This window comes from Agrilactobacillus yilanensis, assembly GCF_003946725.1.
GTDB classification, from domain to species: domain Bacteria; phylum Bacillota; class Bacilli; order Lactobacillales; family Lactobacillaceae; genus Agrilactobacillus; species Agrilactobacillus yilanensis.
The window spans coordinates 53,066-69,661 of the sequence record NZ_RHOY01000009.1 but is presented as its reverse complement, the minus strand read 5'-3'; the positions used below and the strand labels follow the sequence as shown (position 1 = coordinate 69,661).

Below are 16,596 nucleotides of genomic sequence, written 5' to 3'. Positions count from 1 at the left end.
TGTCATTAGCCTACATCAGACCCATTGGCGTGTTCTGCCCCTACAAAGAGTAATTGAATCTTGCCATCCTTTTCAGAAGACAACAACATCCCTTGGCTAATTTCGCCTTTCATCTTTCTAGGCTTTAAATTCGTTACGGCCATTACTTTTTTACCAACTAACTCTTTGAAGTTTGGATAAAAAGCTGCAATGCCTGAAAGGATTTGACGATGCCCTTCATCACCAGCATCTAATTCAAACTTCAATAGTTTATCGGCGCCTTCAACTTTATTAACATCAATAATTTCTGCAACTCGGATTTCTGTTTTATCGAAGTTATCAAACTTGATTTCTTTTTTATGATTGATCAATTCAGTCGCTTCTGGATCAAAAATATTATTTGTAGCTTTAGATTTCTTTTGCTCCTCAGCCATTTTTGCTTTGATATAAGCCACTTCTTCTTCAACATCTAGGCGTGGGAAGATTGGTTCACCTTTTGCCACAACTTTGATATTTGCCGGTGCCTGTCCAAAGGTTAAATCTTGGTGGGCATCATTTTCAAAATCTAAGCCTAATTGACTAAACATTTCTTTTGGCGCTGCGGGCATAATTGGTTGGATCATTAAAGCAGTCACCCGCAATGATTCAGCTAAATGTGCCAAAACGCTATCCAAAGCGGCTTGTTGACTGTCATCTTTAGCCAATAACCAAGGTTGGGTTTCATCGATATATTTATTTGTCCGGGAAATTAATTGCCAAACTGTATCTAAGGCATTGGAGAACTTAAATTCATCCATATATTGAATGTACGTTTTAATTGAGTCTGCACCGACTTTTTCTAGATCCGCATCAAAATCGGTCACACCTGTTTGTAAAGCAGGTACTGCCCCTGCCCGATATTTATTAATCATTGCAATCGTCCGGTTCAGCAAGTTGCCTAGATCGTTGGCCAAATCAAAGTTAATCCGGTCCACAAAATCTTCCGGTGTGAAGATCCCATCATTGCCAAATGGAATTGCCCGCATCAAATAATAACGCAAAGCATCCAAGCCATAGCGCGCAACTAACATTTCTGGGTATACAACATTACCTTTGGATTTAGACATTTTGCCGTCTTTCATCAACAACCAGCCGTGTCCAAAGACTTGTTTTGGAATATCAATCCCTAAAGCCATCAAAATAATTGGCCAATAAATTGTATGGAAGCGCACAATTTCTTTACCAACAAACTGTACGTTAGCTGGCCAGTACTGCTTAAATAGATGTTCATCATCACTGGCATAACCTAAGGCCGTAATATAGTTTAATAAGGCATCTACCCAGACATAAACGACGTGTTTTGGATTATTAGGTACGGGAACGCCCCAATTGAAACTTGTCCGAGACATTGCCAAATCTTCTAAACCAGGTTTAATGAAGTTATTAATCATTTCATTCTTCCGGGATTCAGGTTGGATGAAATCGGGATGATCTTCGTAATACTTCAGCAAACGATCTGCATACTTACTCATCTTAAAGAAGTAAGACTCTTCCTTAACCAATTCAACTTCATGGCCTGAAGGCGCTTTTCCGCCAATGACCTTGCCGTCATCATCTCGGTAAACTTCAGCAAGTTGCGTTTCAGTGAAATATTCTTCATCAGATACAGAATACCAACCTGTGTATTCACCTAAGTAAACATCGCCTTGATCAATTAACCGCTGTACAATTTTTTGAACTGCAGCCACATGGTAATCATCCGTTGTCCGAATAAACTTATCATATGAAATATCCAATAATTTCCAAAGTTTTTTAATATCTTTGGCCATGCCATCTACATAATCTTGAGGTGAAGTTCCTAAGGCATCTGCTTTTTGTTCAATTTTCAAACCATGTTCGTCAGTTCCCGTCAGGAAAAAGACATCATAGCCGGCTAAGCGCTTGTAACGTGCTAACGTATCCGCCGCAATCGTCGTGTAGGAGTTCCCAATGGTCAAGCGACCAGACGGGTAGTAGATTGGAGTTGTAATATAAAATGTCGGTTTTTTTTCAGTCATTCTTTAAGCCTCTCAATTAAATATAGAATAAAGTTTAGTTTAAAAATAATAATCCCAGTATAGCACAGATAAACCAAGCAACGAATGACCTTACCATAAGTCCATCTGTCTTGGCGCCAAACCTTCAAAAGTCAGGCCTAAAATCTGTTGTAGCGCTAACGCATTATCTGCGGCATCCCCACCAGAATTATTGTTAAAAATAATACAGACATTTTCTGCCTGTGTTGCTAACTGCCTTACAGTTGCGGCAATCGCCGTTAATTCGTCGGTATTATAACGATAAAGCGTTCTTGTTTTACGCCATTTGGCATCTTGATTCAGCCAGCCCGCCATATTACGACCATGCAGGCGCAGCAAAGCTAGCTTAGGATTGGTCACCACCGGATAAAAAGGCACACTGTTTACATTAGTTTGGGGCTCATCAGCGACCACCAACGTTATCTGCAATCGTTTCAATAAACTGATAGTTTGTGCCACATATCTTGGTTCATACCAAGTTGGGTTGCGGAATTCCACCGCTAAAGGTAACTTTGGCAACCAGTGTCGAAGATTGTTTAAATAGCGCACATTAGCCGGTTCTAATTTAAAAAAAGGTGGAAACTGCAATAGAATCGTTTGTAGTTTATTTGCGGCAACTAACGGCGCAATTGTCTGTCGATACTGTTTAAAGACAGTTTCTAAAGCCATTGTTGGTTCTTTTTCACGATCATGCTGTGTCATTGTCCCCAAAGCCTTAACGACAAACTGAAAACCACTGGGCACTTGATTTACCCAATTTTGAACTTGAGCTGGTGTTTTTAAGCCATAAAACAAACTATCAATTTCTACGACTGGAAAAAAGCCCGCATAATCCCCTAAAGTCAATGCTGACTTTTCTGGCATCAAACTTTGATGCTCCCGCCAAGTTGTTAGACCAATGGTAATCATTTTTACGCCTTCTTTTCAGCCAATGCTTTAAAATAGCCATGATGCTTTAAGTCTCGCTTTAAATCCATCATAGTAAATTGATGATAAAACTCGCGATAGTGGTCATCTGCTAAAGTAAACAGATCCGTCAAAGATTCAGACATATTGGCCGCCATCGCTTTATCCTTAATACTATGATTATCTGTATCTCCTGTAATAAATCGAGCATAACTTAAAATCGGTGGAATTGTTAAATCATAAAGGTCGCCCACATTAATATCATCAAAAGACTGACTTAGGATATAGCCACCATTCTTACCAACAGTACCTTTGATATAGCCCTTTTTATGTAACAAAGACAGTGTGTTCCGAATCACCACTGCATTAATTGACATTAGATCTGCCAATTTTGAACTTGTCACTTTTTCAGGGCTTTTTTCTTCCAAATACAACAAACTGTGGACGGCTACAGAAAAATCTAATTTCATTTCGCCACACACTTTCTAACTTAATTCGCCATCTATTAATCGATAATTTCAAATTGAATCAATTGATCCCCTTCAAAGTTTGTCGTAAAATGATGTGCTTCATTTTTGATCATGTAAGGATAGACGGCTTTCACATCCGCGATCATGCCATAATTCTCAGCAGCCATGGCCCATTCCAAATCAAAAAGCTGTAATAAACCTTCACGAGTTGACTGAGGTACCTGCAATGGATAATCCGGTGCCAGTCGCGCTGTAAACAAGTGTACGCGGTTTTGATAAACCCCTGAAACATGCCAAGCCATATCACCATTAGCGACTAACGTATAATGTGCCGGTGTAATCCCAGTTTCTTCCATCAGTTCCCGTTTGATGCCTTGTTCCGGCGTCTCACCAGGTTCAATTTTACCGCCAAAACCGTTCCATTGCCCGATGTAAGGCTTATTATAACGATTTAGTAACAACACTTTGTTACCTTGAATAATCAAAGCTAACGTCAATTCTTTTTTTGCCATGATCTTTTATAGTCCCCCTTAACGTCGGCGGTGCTTTTTAACCGTCACAAAATGTAAAATACCGGACAGCAACACAAAAAAGATCAGTACAAATGAAATGTACTTTGCAAAAAAGCCTTGCAACGGCAAAAACTGACCGAGCCAAGTTTGCAGGCCCATAGTCATCAAAGCCATCACGGCGATCATGAAAAATAACTGAATATAACGTTTCACTGTACTATCGTCCCTTCGTGGCTTGTCAACAACCCGTTGGCCCCAGCGCTGGCAAAGTTCTATTTTTTGTGCCGGTAACGTCTTCATCCCAAATGTATTTGGTAAGACAATTTCACCCAATTTAATAACCCCTGCTGCGGCCATTACCCGATCAATGGTTTGAAAGGTTGAATCGGTCACACCCGTCACAAAATTCTCAAATGTGCTGACATAGCAACTAGTCAAACTTAAATAATGTTTGTTTTTAAACGGTCCAGGCACAGTGTCCCCGTTCTTCTTTTGATAAACCAGTTTAGGCCGTAAACAGTCTAAACTGGTTTTTAAAATGCCAGACACGCCACCCCAATAAGTTGGACTGGCCCAAATCCAAACATCACTTTCGTCAAGTTTTTGTATCAACCGCTTTAAATCAGGATTATCCTGCCCGCTATGGGGTTTAATGTCATAGGCTTCCAAATAAATTAATTCCGTTTCGTAACCTTCAGGTACAGCTTTTAATAATGTCTCTAACAATTGCCCTGTCAAGCCTGCCCGTTTATGCGCACCTAGAATACCCAATATTTTCATAGGCTTAACTACCTATCAGCATCCTGTAATTTTTTGATAGTGTTAGCTTGTAATTGTTTAGAAACCAGAAAAATATCCCGGTATAAATCCTTAATATAGGGCTTATAAGTTTCATTTGCCACATTATTGATTAAATTTTCTAATAAAACCGCCTCACGCCCCCGATCCGTTAAGCCTAAATGACCTTGATATTTAACTTGAGCAATTTCTTCAGCGACTGCCAGCCGTTCTTCAAATAAGGCTACTAGCTGCTGATCAATACTGTCAATCTGTTGTCGTTGCTTTTCTAACAATAGTCGTCATCTCTTTTTCTAAAATTAATTATAGTTGTGCAAAAACCGTCTGTGCATCGCCTTGGATCATTGTCACTGGCATATTAAAACTTAAAACTTCTTTATTAACGGCCACTAATTGCGCTGTTTTGGCTCGATAATTTATCAGTGAGGCAAATGGATAAACTTGAAAAGAGGTGCCCACCACTACAATTAAATCAGCGGCTTCAATAGCTGCTACAGCACCTTCTAAAGCTTGTTGTGAAATACCTTCTTGATATAACACAATATTGGGCCGTAAAACGCCACCATCTTCATCATGATGATAATCCGTCAAATAAGTTTGATAAGGCACCGATTTGCCACAAGTCTGGCAATAAATATCATATAAGTTGCCATGAAATTCAACAACATTTTTGGCACCCGCTTTTGTATGCAGGCCATCTACATTTTGCGTGACAATACAGCCTTTTTCATTCGTAATCTCTGCCATTTTTTCATGAATAACATTAGGCTTTGCCTCTGGGAAATACATGTTGGTTTTAACAAAATCATAAAAACTTGCTGGATTCTGCTGTAAATTCTCACGACTTAATAAATACTCTGGCCGTTCATGACCCGCATATAAACCATTTTTAGAACGATAATCTGGTATGCCCGAAGGCGTTGAAATCCCTGCGCCCGTTAGAAAGGTAACATATTTTGCTTTATCAATTGCTTTTTTTAGATCAAACATTAACCCATACCTTCTATCCAGGATTATAATAGAGTTATATTCAACAAAGGAGTTGTGAATTATGGCTCATAAATCCGTTATTTACTATCTTAGTTACATTGCTTTGTTTGCTGTGATTGCGTTGATTTTCGTGATGCTTTATCATTTAATTCCAATCCTCTGGCACCAAGTACCGTATGCCTTTGAATTACATTTTGGCGGTCGCTAACGGATACCGTAAGTAATCTGATTAGCCTTTAATACTTTTTCCAGCGGCTGTTCATATAATTGCTGAAATTGTGCTGGACTCGTTTCCGGTGCTAAGTTTTCAAAGACAAAAGCCGCCTGCCGGTCGGTTTTACCTACGGCCACATAAGCGCGCTGATGCGTCTTCAGATTTGTATATTCTGAGTGCAAGACTTCCAAAGTTTGATTCAATGTCAAACGTAACTGCCGTTGACTAAAAACAGGCGTCAAAACAGCAAATTCCGCATGATTTAGCGGCACATAACCTAACGTCTCCAAAATATTGGCGAACGCTTTGAATAAGGCGACAACACTGCGTCTAAAAGCAAATGGTCCGTCAATTTTTTTGGCTGTCAATGTCTGATACAGCTGTTTGGCATAAGGGAAGCTTTCTGGATATTTAAGTAATAAATCATTACTTAAATCATTCAAGTTACCTTGCCAAAATACAAATGTATCTAGCAAACTCAAAACTCTAAAAATCAGCAGCTGGTCCTGTTTGTCATTAGGATCTTCAGCAGGCACGCTATTATAAACCCCCGCCATAAAAGCTGATTCTACCCGCTCATCAATCAAGCCAGCCTCTTTTTGGGCTGCTAAAATCAGCACATGTGCGGCAGCATTATATAAAGCCGTCGCCGTTGCACCAATTTGTTCGTCCAATTGTGGTGTGCCAGTGGTTAGTGGGAACTGCAGTTGACTGTAACCTTGAAATTTTAATAACATATGCCATAATTCATGGGATAAGGTGTAGTTAACATTGGTTGTATCAGTAACTTTAATTTCTAACGTACCATCTTTATGGGGTATTTGTTGAGATTGATCATGCATCAATAACCCTGAAGCAGTACCCTCAATCGTTACGGTTAATGGTTGCGCTGTAAAATTTTCTACTTCTTTTAATAAAGCTGCAACCCTCTGATTGTATTGTTCAGCCGTAATAAAACCCTCCTATTCAAAATATAATTGGTTTCATTATACCATTGATTGTGGCTTAATTTGGTGTTGACTTGCGGATAGCTTATACTAGAGAAGAGATAATAAAGGAGGTTTTTTTATGCATTTAATCGTGCCCAATCAAAAGGGTTACCTTGCAGACCAGTATGGTCAGCACAACCCGCTGCCGACACCCTTATCATTTCCTTTTGATATTACAGAATTTCCCGAAGATACCGCTAGTTTTGCCTTAACTTTTGTGGACTTTGATGCCATTCCTGTTGGTGGTTTCCCTTGGATTCATTGGATTGCAGCCAATATTGATGTTGCAAACTATCGTCTACCGGAAAATGCCAGTCATGGTAAAACTTTTGATTTTGTCCAAGGCCGCAATTCTTTAGCAGGTGCTTACGTTGGGGAACAAGATCCTGCTATTAATACAGGTTATGCTAATCCAGCCCCACCTGATAAAGATCATCGTTATACGTTAAGCGTCTATGCTTTGGATACAAAATTGAAATTAACCACTGGCTTTTGGATGAATGAATTATATGATGCTATGGATGGTCATATCATCGACCAAGATCAGTTGGATTTAAGCTACCGCAGCATGAAATAACTTAGGTGTTACTTAAAAAATCATATTAAAAAGGTCGGATCAAAAAATGATCCGACCTTTTTGTAGGCTGATTTACGTCAAATTTGGCCTTTACGTTCTAATTCATCCAATCGTTCGTATAAAATACCATCTCTTAAACCTTGCTGTGAAAAAATCAAACGATCAGAATCTAAATGCCGCAACAATAAGGCAACTGGAGATAAACCACCGATAATAATATCCGCGCGTTCTTTAGCCAGTCCCGGAATTTCTTTACGTTGTGCTAAGTCTGCTGAGATAACTTGGTCAAAGACTTCATTCGTCTGCTTACCGGTCATTCGAAAACCATGAATATCCCAATATTGTTTGAAATGATCTTGACGCCGCTGAATTTTAGCTAAAGTCCGGTTAGAACCGCCTAAAGCCACAATCGGTAAATTTTTACCTTTATCCAGCCACCAAATATCATTATAAATATTCTCTAGTGCGGTGAACAATCTAAATAAACCACTGGCCGAAACCTTATCTGTGTCCAAAAAAGCTTCTGACAGATTCACTGAACCTAAAGGCACACTTATTGAATCTACCGATCGGCGGTTTTGAACAAGTATAATCTCTGTACTGGCACCACCAGTATCCATAATGACACAATTAACTACTGGTAAGGAATTGATAACCCCTAAATAATCATAATGGGCTTCAGTTGCACCCGTGATCACATTTAGTTCTATCCCTGCTTCTTTTTTCACCAATTTCAAGAACTCTTTTTGATTCGTTGCCATGCGTGTTGCCGCTGTGGCCACTGCCCGCAAATGTAAATTGGGTAAATCTTTGTAAAGTTCACGGAACTTATCTAATGCCTTTAATGTACGTTCAATTGCCGGCTGTTTTAAGGTTTTTTCAGCGCCCATATTTTCCGATAATCGAACAGGTTCTTTTTCAGATAACACCTTTTCAACCGTACCGTCATCTTCAATTTTTGTGACTGTCAATCGGACCGAGTTAGACCCTAAGTCGATCACGCCAAAGTGTTCCATCCCCATTTACCCCTTTTATTCTGGTTTTCTGATTGGTATAAACTGCCGTTTACTCTTTACTGGCAATTCTTTTTTTACACCATCATCTTCAAATAAATAATCCGCAATATTCACACGATTGTCAAGTAGGTATTCTTGAACATCTAAGTTGCCTAGACCCCGGCGATCGATGCGTTTCCAAGTATCATCTGCTTGTAAAATTCGTGTTTTACTATTATCAGCCCACATCAAGTGGTAAATATGAATAATTTGTTTGCGAATATTATCCTGTAAAATTGGGAATAATAATTCTACTCGACGACTCAAATTACGGTTCATTAAATCTGCACTAGATAAGAAGACCCGTTCAGCACCATCTGCGTAAAAACAATAAATTCGTGTATGCTCTAGGAAACGGCCAACAATTGAGTGTACCGTTACATTTTCGCTGACACCAGGAATCCCAACTCTCAGATTACAAATGCCGCGAATCAATAAATCTACCCGAACTCCTGCTGCACTGGCTTCATAGATCTTTTTAATCATTTTAGTATCGGACAAAGAATTCATTTTCATTTGAATATGTCCTTTACGGCCAGCTTTTACATTGGCGATTTCTTCATCGATCTGTTCCATCAAGAAATTACGGATACCTTCCGGTGAAATCACTAATTTATGGAAAAATGGCGGTTCAGAAAAACCTGAGAGCATATTAAAGATGTTTGACGCATCAATGCCCATCTCTTGATTCGCTGTAAACAAGCCCATATCCGTATACATCCGCGCGGTAACATCATTATAGTTCCCCGTGGCCATGTGCATGTATCGCCGAATACCATTTTCTTCGCGACGCACAACCAACGTCAACTTACAATGCGTCTTTAAACCTACCAAGCCGTAAATAACATGGCAGCCCGCTTTTTCAAGTTCTTGCGCCCAGTGAACGTTATTTTCTTCATCAAAACGTGCTTTTAATTCCACTAAAACCGTCACTTGCTTGCCATTTTCGGCAGCTTTTTTTAGATACGTAATAATTGGAGACTTGGAAGAAACCCGATAAAGTGTCATTTTAATAGCTAATACATCTTCATCTTCAGCGGATTGTTTGATAAAATCAACAACCGGTTGAAATGAGTCGTAAGGGTGATCTACAAAAATATCATGCTTGGCAATTTCCGTGAATAAGTTTTTATTTCGAATTGCCTTTGGATAATAAGGTTCAAAAGCCGGATATAACAGATCGTCATGACCTTGAACTTGTTTGATTAATTTACTGACAAACGTTAAATCAATGGGCCCTTTAACCGGATAAATATCTTCTTCAGCTAACCCCAGTTCTTTAACCAAACGTCGACGCAGATGTTTGCTCATGTCTGCTTCAATCTCAAGACGCATGGCCTTGCCCCGTTCTCTTTTCTTCAACTGCTGCTCGATTTCTTTCATCAAATCCGAAGCATCTTCGTCAGCAACGTCCATATCCATGTCCCGAATGACTCTAAAGCAAGCCGTTTCACGAATATCAAAGCCGACAAATAATTCAGAAATATAGTGCTTGATGACTTCTTCTTGCAGAATAAAAGCGTTGTCCGCCCCAGGCAGCCGTAACACTCTCGGAAAAACATCAGGTACTTGTACTGTCGCAAAAGACTTCTCGCCCTTTTCACCTGTAGTACCTGCCTTACTAATTCGTAAGGCAATATTTAAGGTATTGTTAGCAATGAATGGAAACGGGCGCGAGACGTCCACGGCCATCGGTGTCAAAACTGGATAAAGTTTTTGGTGGAAATATTCATCTAAATATTCATGCTGTTTTGATGATAAGTCTGCCATTGTTAACAAATAAATTTGATGCTCTTCTAACTTCGGTAATAACGAACGTGTTAACGTATTATACTGTTTTTCCACCATTTCATGAGTCTTCTCTGAAATACCCTTCAACTGTGCACTAGGCGTCAGTCCTGATGGGTCTGTACCTTGATAATCTACTGAGATCATCTTATGCAGTGAAGCCACCCGAATATTAAAAAATTCATCTAAATTACTTTGGGTAATTCCTAAAAAACGTAACCGTTCCAGCAACGGATTTTCTTTTGTCCGTGCTTCTTCTAAAACCCGGTCATTAAACTCTATCCAGCTTAACTCCCGGTTGTTAAAATAACTTGCTTGATCAAAACTCATAGTTTAACCCGTCCTTTCAAAATCGGTTGCACACCAAAGACGGATTCGAAAAATTCGCCCTTCTTCTTAAATATCCAACGCTCTAATTCAATATCATCGTTAGCGGTGGCCTGAATGACTAATTGGGTAGTGCTCTTCAAAGAAACTCGAATCGCTTTAATTTTTTGCTGCCGACTAGCATCTAAAGCATCAGCCAATCGTAAAATCGCTGCCAACTTTGCAATAATCATTCGTTGATCAATTGGCAAATCCCGAAAACGTTTTAGTTCACTAGATGGCGTATGAGAACTGTGATACCGAGCCACAGCAGCAACCATCTTTAAATCTACATTAGATAAGCCGATAATCTCTGAATTTTGAATAATATAATCTGAATGCGCATAGTGATTGTGGTTATTTATATAGGAGCCAACATCATCTAAAACTGCTGCTAATTCTAAAATTAACCGTTCCTTAGCCCCCATGCCATGCAGTTTCTTCAACCGATCAAATAATTGTAAGCTGTATTTAATCACAAAATCTTGATGTTTTTCTTCAACATGATACCGTTTGGCGATATTTCGTGCTGATGTCAAAATTTGTTGTTTTTGATTTAAACTAATATCTAAATCCTGCTTATTTTGCAAGACACTGGCGGTCATCCCGTCAATTAGTTTTAACGCGGTTACCCATAATGTTTGAATGTCAAAAGACTTCAATAATTGATTGACCAAAATCATTACGGGTAATACTTGCGGCACATCACTACGATCTACGTTATATTTTTTGACTACAAATTGATCGTTACCGTGGACGACTTCACTGTAAATCGCATCAAATTCTTTAATTGAAAACTTTAAAGTATGGGCGGAATTTTCAGTCATTGGTTCAAACACGGACATAGCCGAGCCCATCAAAATAACATTATGAATTTCACTGGCATCTGGCAGCAGACGGATGAAGTCTACTAAACTGCTGGCAACATAGTCTTTCAAAACCTCTACATAATTTGGCACTGCATCTTTAACATCTCGCATCACTTCATAAACCCGCAATGGCCCTAACTTCAAGTTTTTAGAAAACATAAATTTGCCTTTTTTATAGGCGGTTAATGCCACGCTACCTGAACTAATATCTAATAAAATCGCATTTTTTTCGATTACATCTGAAAAATCCGGCATATAGGTATACGTCGCTAAATTCCGATACAACGCTTCTTGGCTTTCGCTGCTCCAATGAATCTCAAAGCCGGTCCGTTCATATAATTGTTCCCGAACATATTCGGCATTTTCTGCTTCGTGAAATGAATGGGTTGCGTAACAACGATAATTTTTGATTTGATAATCCTTCAATAAACCAATAATGGCCTGCAACGCTTCATAAATTTCATTAACCGTCTGACTGTGAATTTGTTTTTCAGAAAAGACATCTTCACCCAAGTCAATATCGTAACGGACACTCTCTACAATTTGTGCACTCGCTAAGTCCACAATCTGCATAAAAATATTTTGTGCGCCAATCACAATTACGGCATATAATTGCTGTTTCCGTACCATAAACAACCCCTCTTTTAATTCTAAAAAACTAACTATATAACTTTATACTAATCGTTTTATCTCCAACTTTATTTTACCATTTTAAACCCGCCATCTAAGAAAATATGCTTGGAAAGCCCCAAAAATCTTTATTTTTAACGACAGTCACTTAGATGTTCCATTAAATACTGTTCTACCCGCTGATCCTGAGTCGTCAAGTGATCTCGGCTCAATAAATAAAAATGCCGCTGATAACTCTTGGGCAAAGCTTCAAAGGCTATCCCTACAGGCACAGCACGTTTAGAGACAATCGTTTGTCCTAAGCCTTGTTTTAGCAGCTGCACAATAATCTCATTGTTCGCTACTTTCATAATTCGCTTCGGCTGAATGTTTTCGCTTTGTAAAAACATCCGCGTATAGTAGCCGACGCCCGAGCCTTCTTCCCGTAATAACCACATGTCACTATTTAGATCTCCAGCACGTACCAATTGATCGGTACCAAAATCACGTCGGCGGACGCCATCAGTTGTAATCGGTTTTTCAATAAAACCAAAGTCTAATTTATGCTCACTGACCCGTTTTAAAATGGTCGCTGAATTAGCCATTTCTACCGTTAATACCATCTTTTTAAACTGAGTTGTTAATTGTGTTAAAACTTGTGGCAATTTATAGACCGCCACTGTTTGTGACGCACCAATTCGAACATGAAATGTATCTTCGCTATCGGTTTGTCCCATCACTTCAGTAATGGATTGCCAGTCATCCAGCAAATGATTCACGCGCGCATAAAGTCGGCGAGCTGCCGGTGTAGGCTGCACTTCCTTACGGCCTTTGCGTTGAAATAACTGCTGCCCAAAGTACCTTTCTAACTGCTGAATATGTGTTGACACTGTCGGTTGGGCAATAAAGAGTTGCTTTGCCGCCAATGAGAAATTCTGAACTTCATAGACCATTTTGAATGTTTCCAATTGATTAAACATAGATCCCCACTTCTATTATGATTCATAATGATTTCTATCATAATTATCTATTTTCATTATATCAAAACCTTTGATAAACTGAAAAAAAATGATTCGAGGTTTTTTATGAAAAAAGTTAAAACAATTCTTCCAGGACTCCTACTCAGCTTTGTCATTGCCATCTGTGCCCAAATGTTAAGTCGTTACTTGCCAAAACTTGGTGCCGCCACAATCGCAATTCTGCTAGGTATCTTTTTAGGTAATACGCTTTTTAAACAACAGCGGCTGCAAGCAGGCACTAAGTTCTCTGAACAGAAGCTACTAGAATATTCCGTAATGCTGCTGGGCATGACGATTACATTTCAAACGATTGGACAAATTGGCCTCAGTGGTTTGATCTTCATTCTTTTACAAATGACCATTACGATTGTCAGTGCTATTTTCATTGGTAAGAAATTAGGCTTTAACGAAGGTACAACTTTATTAATGGCCGGTGGTAATGCTGTCTGCGGTTCTAGTGCGATTGCCTCAATTACGCCCGTGATTGAAGCTGATGATACGGATAAAGGGATGGTTATCACCTTAGTCAACTTAATGGGCACTGTCTTAATGCTGTCTTTACCATTTTTAAGCTTGCTGGCTTTTAATCATAACTTACTCTTACGTGGTGCTTTAATCGGTGGGACGTTGCAGTCTGTTGGTCAAGTTGTCGCCAGCGCCAGTATGATTAATCAAACCACTGTGCAATTTGCAACACTATTCAAAATTATGCGGATCATGATGTTAGTTTTTGTTGTGTTTATCTTCGGTAGAATGCATCAAAAACAACTTCAATCTCAAGTCGAAACAGACTTTCAAGTCAGCGAACAACGAACTTCTGGTCACTGGTTACCGTGGTACGTGGCAGGTTTTTTAATTCTTTGTATTTTAAATAGTCTTTTACCCTTACCTGCTTTACTTACGAGCAGTGCCCATACTTTAAGTTCTTGGTTCGAAATTATAGCCTTAGCCGCTATCGGTTTGCGATTAAACCTAGCCTCATTTTTAAAATCTGGTAAAAAGTTTGCCATTTACGGCTTAGGTGTTGGTAGCATCCAGGTGATTAGCGCTTTAGGTCTTATTAGTCTACTATTGATTTAAATCATAATACAAGTATTTTTTAATATTTTTTGATATTCCTTAAACTTAAAATTACACCCAGTTATTAGATTAATTAATTATTGGTAACACAAATATATTCCATAGACTTTTAAGGAATTATCATAATTATTTTTCCTAAAAAATAGAGACCGCGTCAAAAAATAATTTTGACACAGTCTCTATTTATATTTTACAGCTAAACTAAGCTTTTTAATTATATCAGATGTGTTTTTAAACGTACGCATCACTACTTGTTTGCGCTCTGATTTATTGATTCAATTTTGCGATTGCTTTTTCAGGGATTTTAGTTTGTATTACTGGCTGCCATTGGATGACGCCTCTTTTTTGTTCATAAATTACTTTCAAATATATTTCTTGCTTTAACGGCTTGGCACTAGGATTGGTAAAGTCCAAAGTTTGGGCTGTTCCAGTTTTATCATACCCCGTTAACTGATAGCGGTAGCTTGTGTAATGTTTCCCGCTATCCCCTGTATCCACGACGCGCTGACCTTTTTGCGTGACTTGTGTATAGTAGGCCACTCGCGCCATCGCAACATAATCATAGATTTTGTAAATGCTAAGTGCGGCTGCTAGTACAACTAGACTTAAAATTAGTCTTTTTTTATATTTCTTCATAGCCGTGGCCCATTTCTAGAATTTTCTTTCATTCTAGCTGAAGCGTTCCCACTGCGCAATACATGTGACAATATTGAAAGCCTTAAATTGAGGCACCGCCACCGCCTGAAGAACCGCCACCACCAGAAAAGCCACCGAAGCCGCCAAAGCCACCACCGGACGAGCCTGAAGAACCACCGCCCCATGAAGAACCTGAAGAACCCGAGCCAGCCCAAATCCACCAAGGCAGCCCACCACGCCGTCGATTCCCAGAGCCTGGTCCAGAACCGCCACCGCCATTATTACCGCTGCTCAAAATAATAAACACAACGACTAAAACAGCGACTATTAACCCAATCGCCTTCATCCAGCGTTTACTTACAGTTTGGCCATTCTTTAGTTTTTCCACCTCAGCCGCAGACAGATTATTTTTGTCGCCTTTATAGCCATAATGCGCATCTACTAAAGAAGTCACGCTGTTAAACGTTTTTTGCAGGCCTTGATTAATTTTAGCTGTATCGGTAGATTTTAGATTGGCTTTATTATTATTTAAAATCCGGCCAGCAATACTATCTGTAATCACCGATTCCATCCCGTAACCCACTTCAATTCGGACGTTACGGGCACCACCATTAACGGCATACAGAATCAAAATCCCGTTATCTTTCCCAGTTTGGCCAATGCCCCATTTTTGAAAAAGATCTGGTGCATAACTGTCAATTTCGTCACCATCCGTGCTTTTAACTACGGCCAGTACAACTTGAGGTTTGGCTTTGCGATTGGTATAGTACAAATTTTTATCACTTACGAGCTTTTTAGTTTTTTCATTTAAAACGTTGGCTTCATCATAAAAATTATATTGCGGTTTTGCTGGAAGTGCTGCCAGGGTTGGCTGTGCGAGCATCAAAGCGAATAATAAGCCAAAAACCGCTGCCAGTCCGCTTAAAATCTGTCGTTTAACCCGCACGTAACTCACTTCCCATCAGTTGTATCATCGAAGTTAACGGTTGGTGCATTTTGTGCGTTCGTGCTGGCCTTGAAATAAGGTTTTTGGCCTAAGCCCATCATATTTGCAAAAATATTTTTAGGGAAAGTAACCATACTTTGATTATAGGTTTGAACAGCATCGTTGTAGCGTTTGCGTTCGACTGAGATTCGATTTTCTGTGCCTTCTAATTGAGTCATTAGTGTTTGTACATTCTCGTTGCTTTTTAGATCTGGATAATTTTCTTGAATCACATTGACTAAAGTGCCTACGGATTGATCTAATTTAGCGTTGGCACTAATTTTTTCTTTTGTAGAGCTGGCACTGTTGTAACTTTTACGTGCAGCCGCAATATCCCCAAATACTTTTTGCTCTTGTTTCATACTACCTTTGACAGAGTTGACTAAATTTGGGACTAAGTCATAACGCCGCTGCATGACATTTTGAACTTGGGACCAAGCTGATTCTACTTTTTGGTTTTGTTTTGCCAAACCATTGTAGGTGTTCACGCCAATCATGATTAGCCCTACCACAATAATGGCAACACCAATTAAAATATTACGTGCTGTATGTTTTTGTGATTGATTATTTGTCATTTTCTTACTCCTTTTTTATGATTACTCATAGTTTACCATGTTTAGCGTATTAACTTTTCCGTCTTAGGACGGAGAGCTCATAATTTGTAAAGCACCCCGTTGGTACCGATTTCTTTATGATCAGA

Annotated in this window: 18 protein-coding genes; 3 read left to right on the top strand and 15 right to left on the bottom strand. The window is 39.2% G+C overall.

Annotation, left to right across the window (positions count from 1 at the left end):
* Nucleotides 1-5: 5 nt before the first annotated feature.
* The 7 genes from metG to EKM93_RS07665 form a co-directional block, all read right to left on the bottom strand.
* Nucleotides 6-2,015 (bottom strand): methionine--tRNA ligase, encoded by a 2,010-nt coding sequence (gene metG, locus EKM93_RS07695; RefSeq protein WP_125714637.1) that lies wholly within the window; start codon nt 2,013-2,015, stop codon nt 6-8.
* Nucleotides 2,016-2,105: 90 nt separating this feature from the next.
* Entirely contained in the window at nt 2,106-2,942 is an 837-nt protein-coding gene (locus tag EKM93_RS07690) for a DUF72 domain-containing protein (protein ID WP_125714635.1), read from the bottom strand.
* A gap of 2 nt (nt 2,943-2,944) precedes the next feature.
* Nucleotides 2,945-3,409 (bottom strand): RrF2 family transcriptional regulator, encoded by a 465-nt coding sequence (locus tag EKM93_RS07685; protein ID WP_125714633.1) that lies wholly within the window; start codon nt 3,407-3,409, stop codon nt 2,945-2,947.
* Between the two features lie 35 nt (nt 3,410-3,444).
* Nucleotides 3,445-3,921 (bottom strand): NUDIX hydrolase, encoded by a 477-nt coding sequence (locus EKM93_RS07680; RefSeq protein WP_125714632.1) that lies wholly within the window; start codon nt 3,919-3,921, stop codon nt 3,445-3,447.
* A gap of 18 nt (nt 3,922-3,939) precedes the next feature.
* The gene (locus tag EKM93_RS07675; protein ID WP_125714630.1) at nt 3,940-4,701 is read right to left on the bottom strand and encodes a flavodoxin family protein; all 762 of its coding nucleotides are present in this window, start codon (nt 4,699-4,701) and stop codon (nt 3,940-3,942) included.
* A gap of 8 nt (nt 4,702-4,709) precedes the next feature.
* A complete protein-coding gene (locus EKM93_RS07670; protein WP_125714628.1) occupies nt 4,710-4,994 on the bottom strand; it encodes a chorismate mutase in 285 nt (94 codons plus the stop codon).
* A 28-nt stretch (nt 4,995-5,022) separates the two neighbouring features.
* The gene (locus EKM93_RS07665; protein ID WP_125714626.1) at nt 5,023-5,709 is read right to left on the bottom strand and encodes an NAD-dependent protein deacylase; all 687 of its coding nucleotides are present in this window, start codon (nt 5,707-5,709) and stop codon (nt 5,023-5,025) included.
* 61 nt (nt 5,710-5,770) lie between these two features.
* Here EKM93_RS07665 and EKM93_RS13515 point away from each other — a divergent pair, with 61 nt between their 5' ends.
* Nucleotides 5,771-5,917, top strand: coding sequence for a hypothetical protein (locus EKM93_RS13515; protein WP_164507032.1), 147 nt, complete (start codon nt 5,771-5,773; stop codon nt 5,915-5,917).
* Here the strand turns inward: EKM93_RS13515 and EKM93_RS07660 are convergent.
* Complete coding sequence (locus EKM93_RS07660; RefSeq protein ID WP_225423663.1) at nt 5,914-6,765, bottom strand: hypothetical protein; 852 nt, start codon at nt 6,763-6,765, stop codon at nt 5,914-5,916. The two genes, EKM93_RS13515 and EKM93_RS07660, sit on opposite strands and share 4 nt — an antisense overlap.
* Before the next feature lie 226 nt (nt 6,766-6,991).
* Here EKM93_RS07660 and EKM93_RS07655 point away from each other — a divergent pair, with 226 nt between their 5' ends.
* Nucleotides 6,992-7,489, top strand: coding sequence for a YbhB/YbcL family Raf kinase inhibitor-like protein (locus tag EKM93_RS07655; RefSeq protein ID WP_125714622.1), 498 nt, complete (start codon nt 6,992-6,994; stop codon nt 7,487-7,489).
* A gap of 77 nt (nt 7,490-7,566) precedes the next feature.
* On the opposite strand, the gene EKM93_RS07650 is transcribed toward EKM93_RS07655, so the two are convergent.
* The 4 genes from EKM93_RS07650 to EKM93_RS07635 form a co-directional block, all read right to left on the bottom strand.
* A complete protein-coding gene (locus EKM93_RS07650; protein ID WP_125714620.1) occupies nt 7,567-8,505 on the bottom strand; it encodes a Ppx/GppA family phosphatase in 939 nt (312 codons plus the stop codon).
* A gap of 15 nt (nt 8,506-8,520) precedes the next feature.
* The gene (locus tag EKM93_RS07645) at nt 8,521-10,662 is read right to left on the bottom strand and encodes an RNA degradosome polyphosphate kinase (RefSeq protein WP_125714618.1); all 2,142 of its coding nucleotides are present in this window, start codon (nt 10,660-10,662) and stop codon (nt 8,521-8,523) included.
* Nucleotides 10,659-12,197, bottom strand: coding sequence for a Ppx/GppA phosphatase family protein (locus tag EKM93_RS07640; RefSeq protein ID WP_125714616.1), 1,539 nt, complete (start codon nt 12,195-12,197; stop codon nt 10,659-10,661). The genes EKM93_RS07645 and EKM93_RS07640 overlap by 4 nt, the downstream gene beginning before the upstream one ends.
* Nucleotides 12,198-12,331: 134 nt before the next feature.
* A complete protein-coding gene (locus tag EKM93_RS07635) occupies nt 12,332-13,156 on the bottom strand; it encodes a LysR family transcriptional regulator (protein ID WP_125714614.1) in 825 nt (274 codons plus the stop codon).
* 105 nt (nt 13,157-13,261) lie between these two features.
* Between EKM93_RS07635 and EKM93_RS07630 the strand changes: the two genes are divergently transcribed.
* Nucleotides 13,262-14,275, top strand: coding sequence for a YeiH family protein (locus EKM93_RS07630; protein ID WP_125714612.1), 1,014 nt, complete (start codon nt 13,262-13,264; stop codon nt 14,273-14,275).
* A 267-nt stretch (nt 14,276-14,542) separates the two neighbouring features.
* Here EKM93_RS07630 and EKM93_RS07625 read toward each other — a convergent pair whose 3' ends face one another.
* From EKM93_RS07625 to EKM93_RS07615, 3 genes are all read right to left on the bottom strand, one after another.
* A complete protein-coding gene (locus tag EKM93_RS07625) occupies nt 14,543-14,911 on the bottom strand; it encodes a YxeA family protein (protein WP_125714610.1) in 369 nt (122 codons plus the stop codon).
* An 82-nt stretch (nt 14,912-14,993) separates the two neighbouring features.
* Nucleotides 14,994-15,857: a TPM domain-containing protein gene (locus EKM93_RS07620; protein ID WP_225423662.1), complete on the bottom strand. Its 864-nt coding sequence runs from the start codon at nt 15,855-15,857 to the stop codon at nt 14,994-14,996.
* Between the two features lie 5 nt (nt 15,858-15,862).
* The gene (locus EKM93_RS07615; RefSeq protein WP_125714609.1) at nt 15,863-16,471 is read right to left on the bottom strand and encodes a LemA family protein; all 609 of its coding nucleotides are present in this window, start codon (nt 16,469-16,471) and stop codon (nt 15,863-15,865) included.
* Nucleotides 16,472-16,596: the final 125 nt, after the last annotated feature.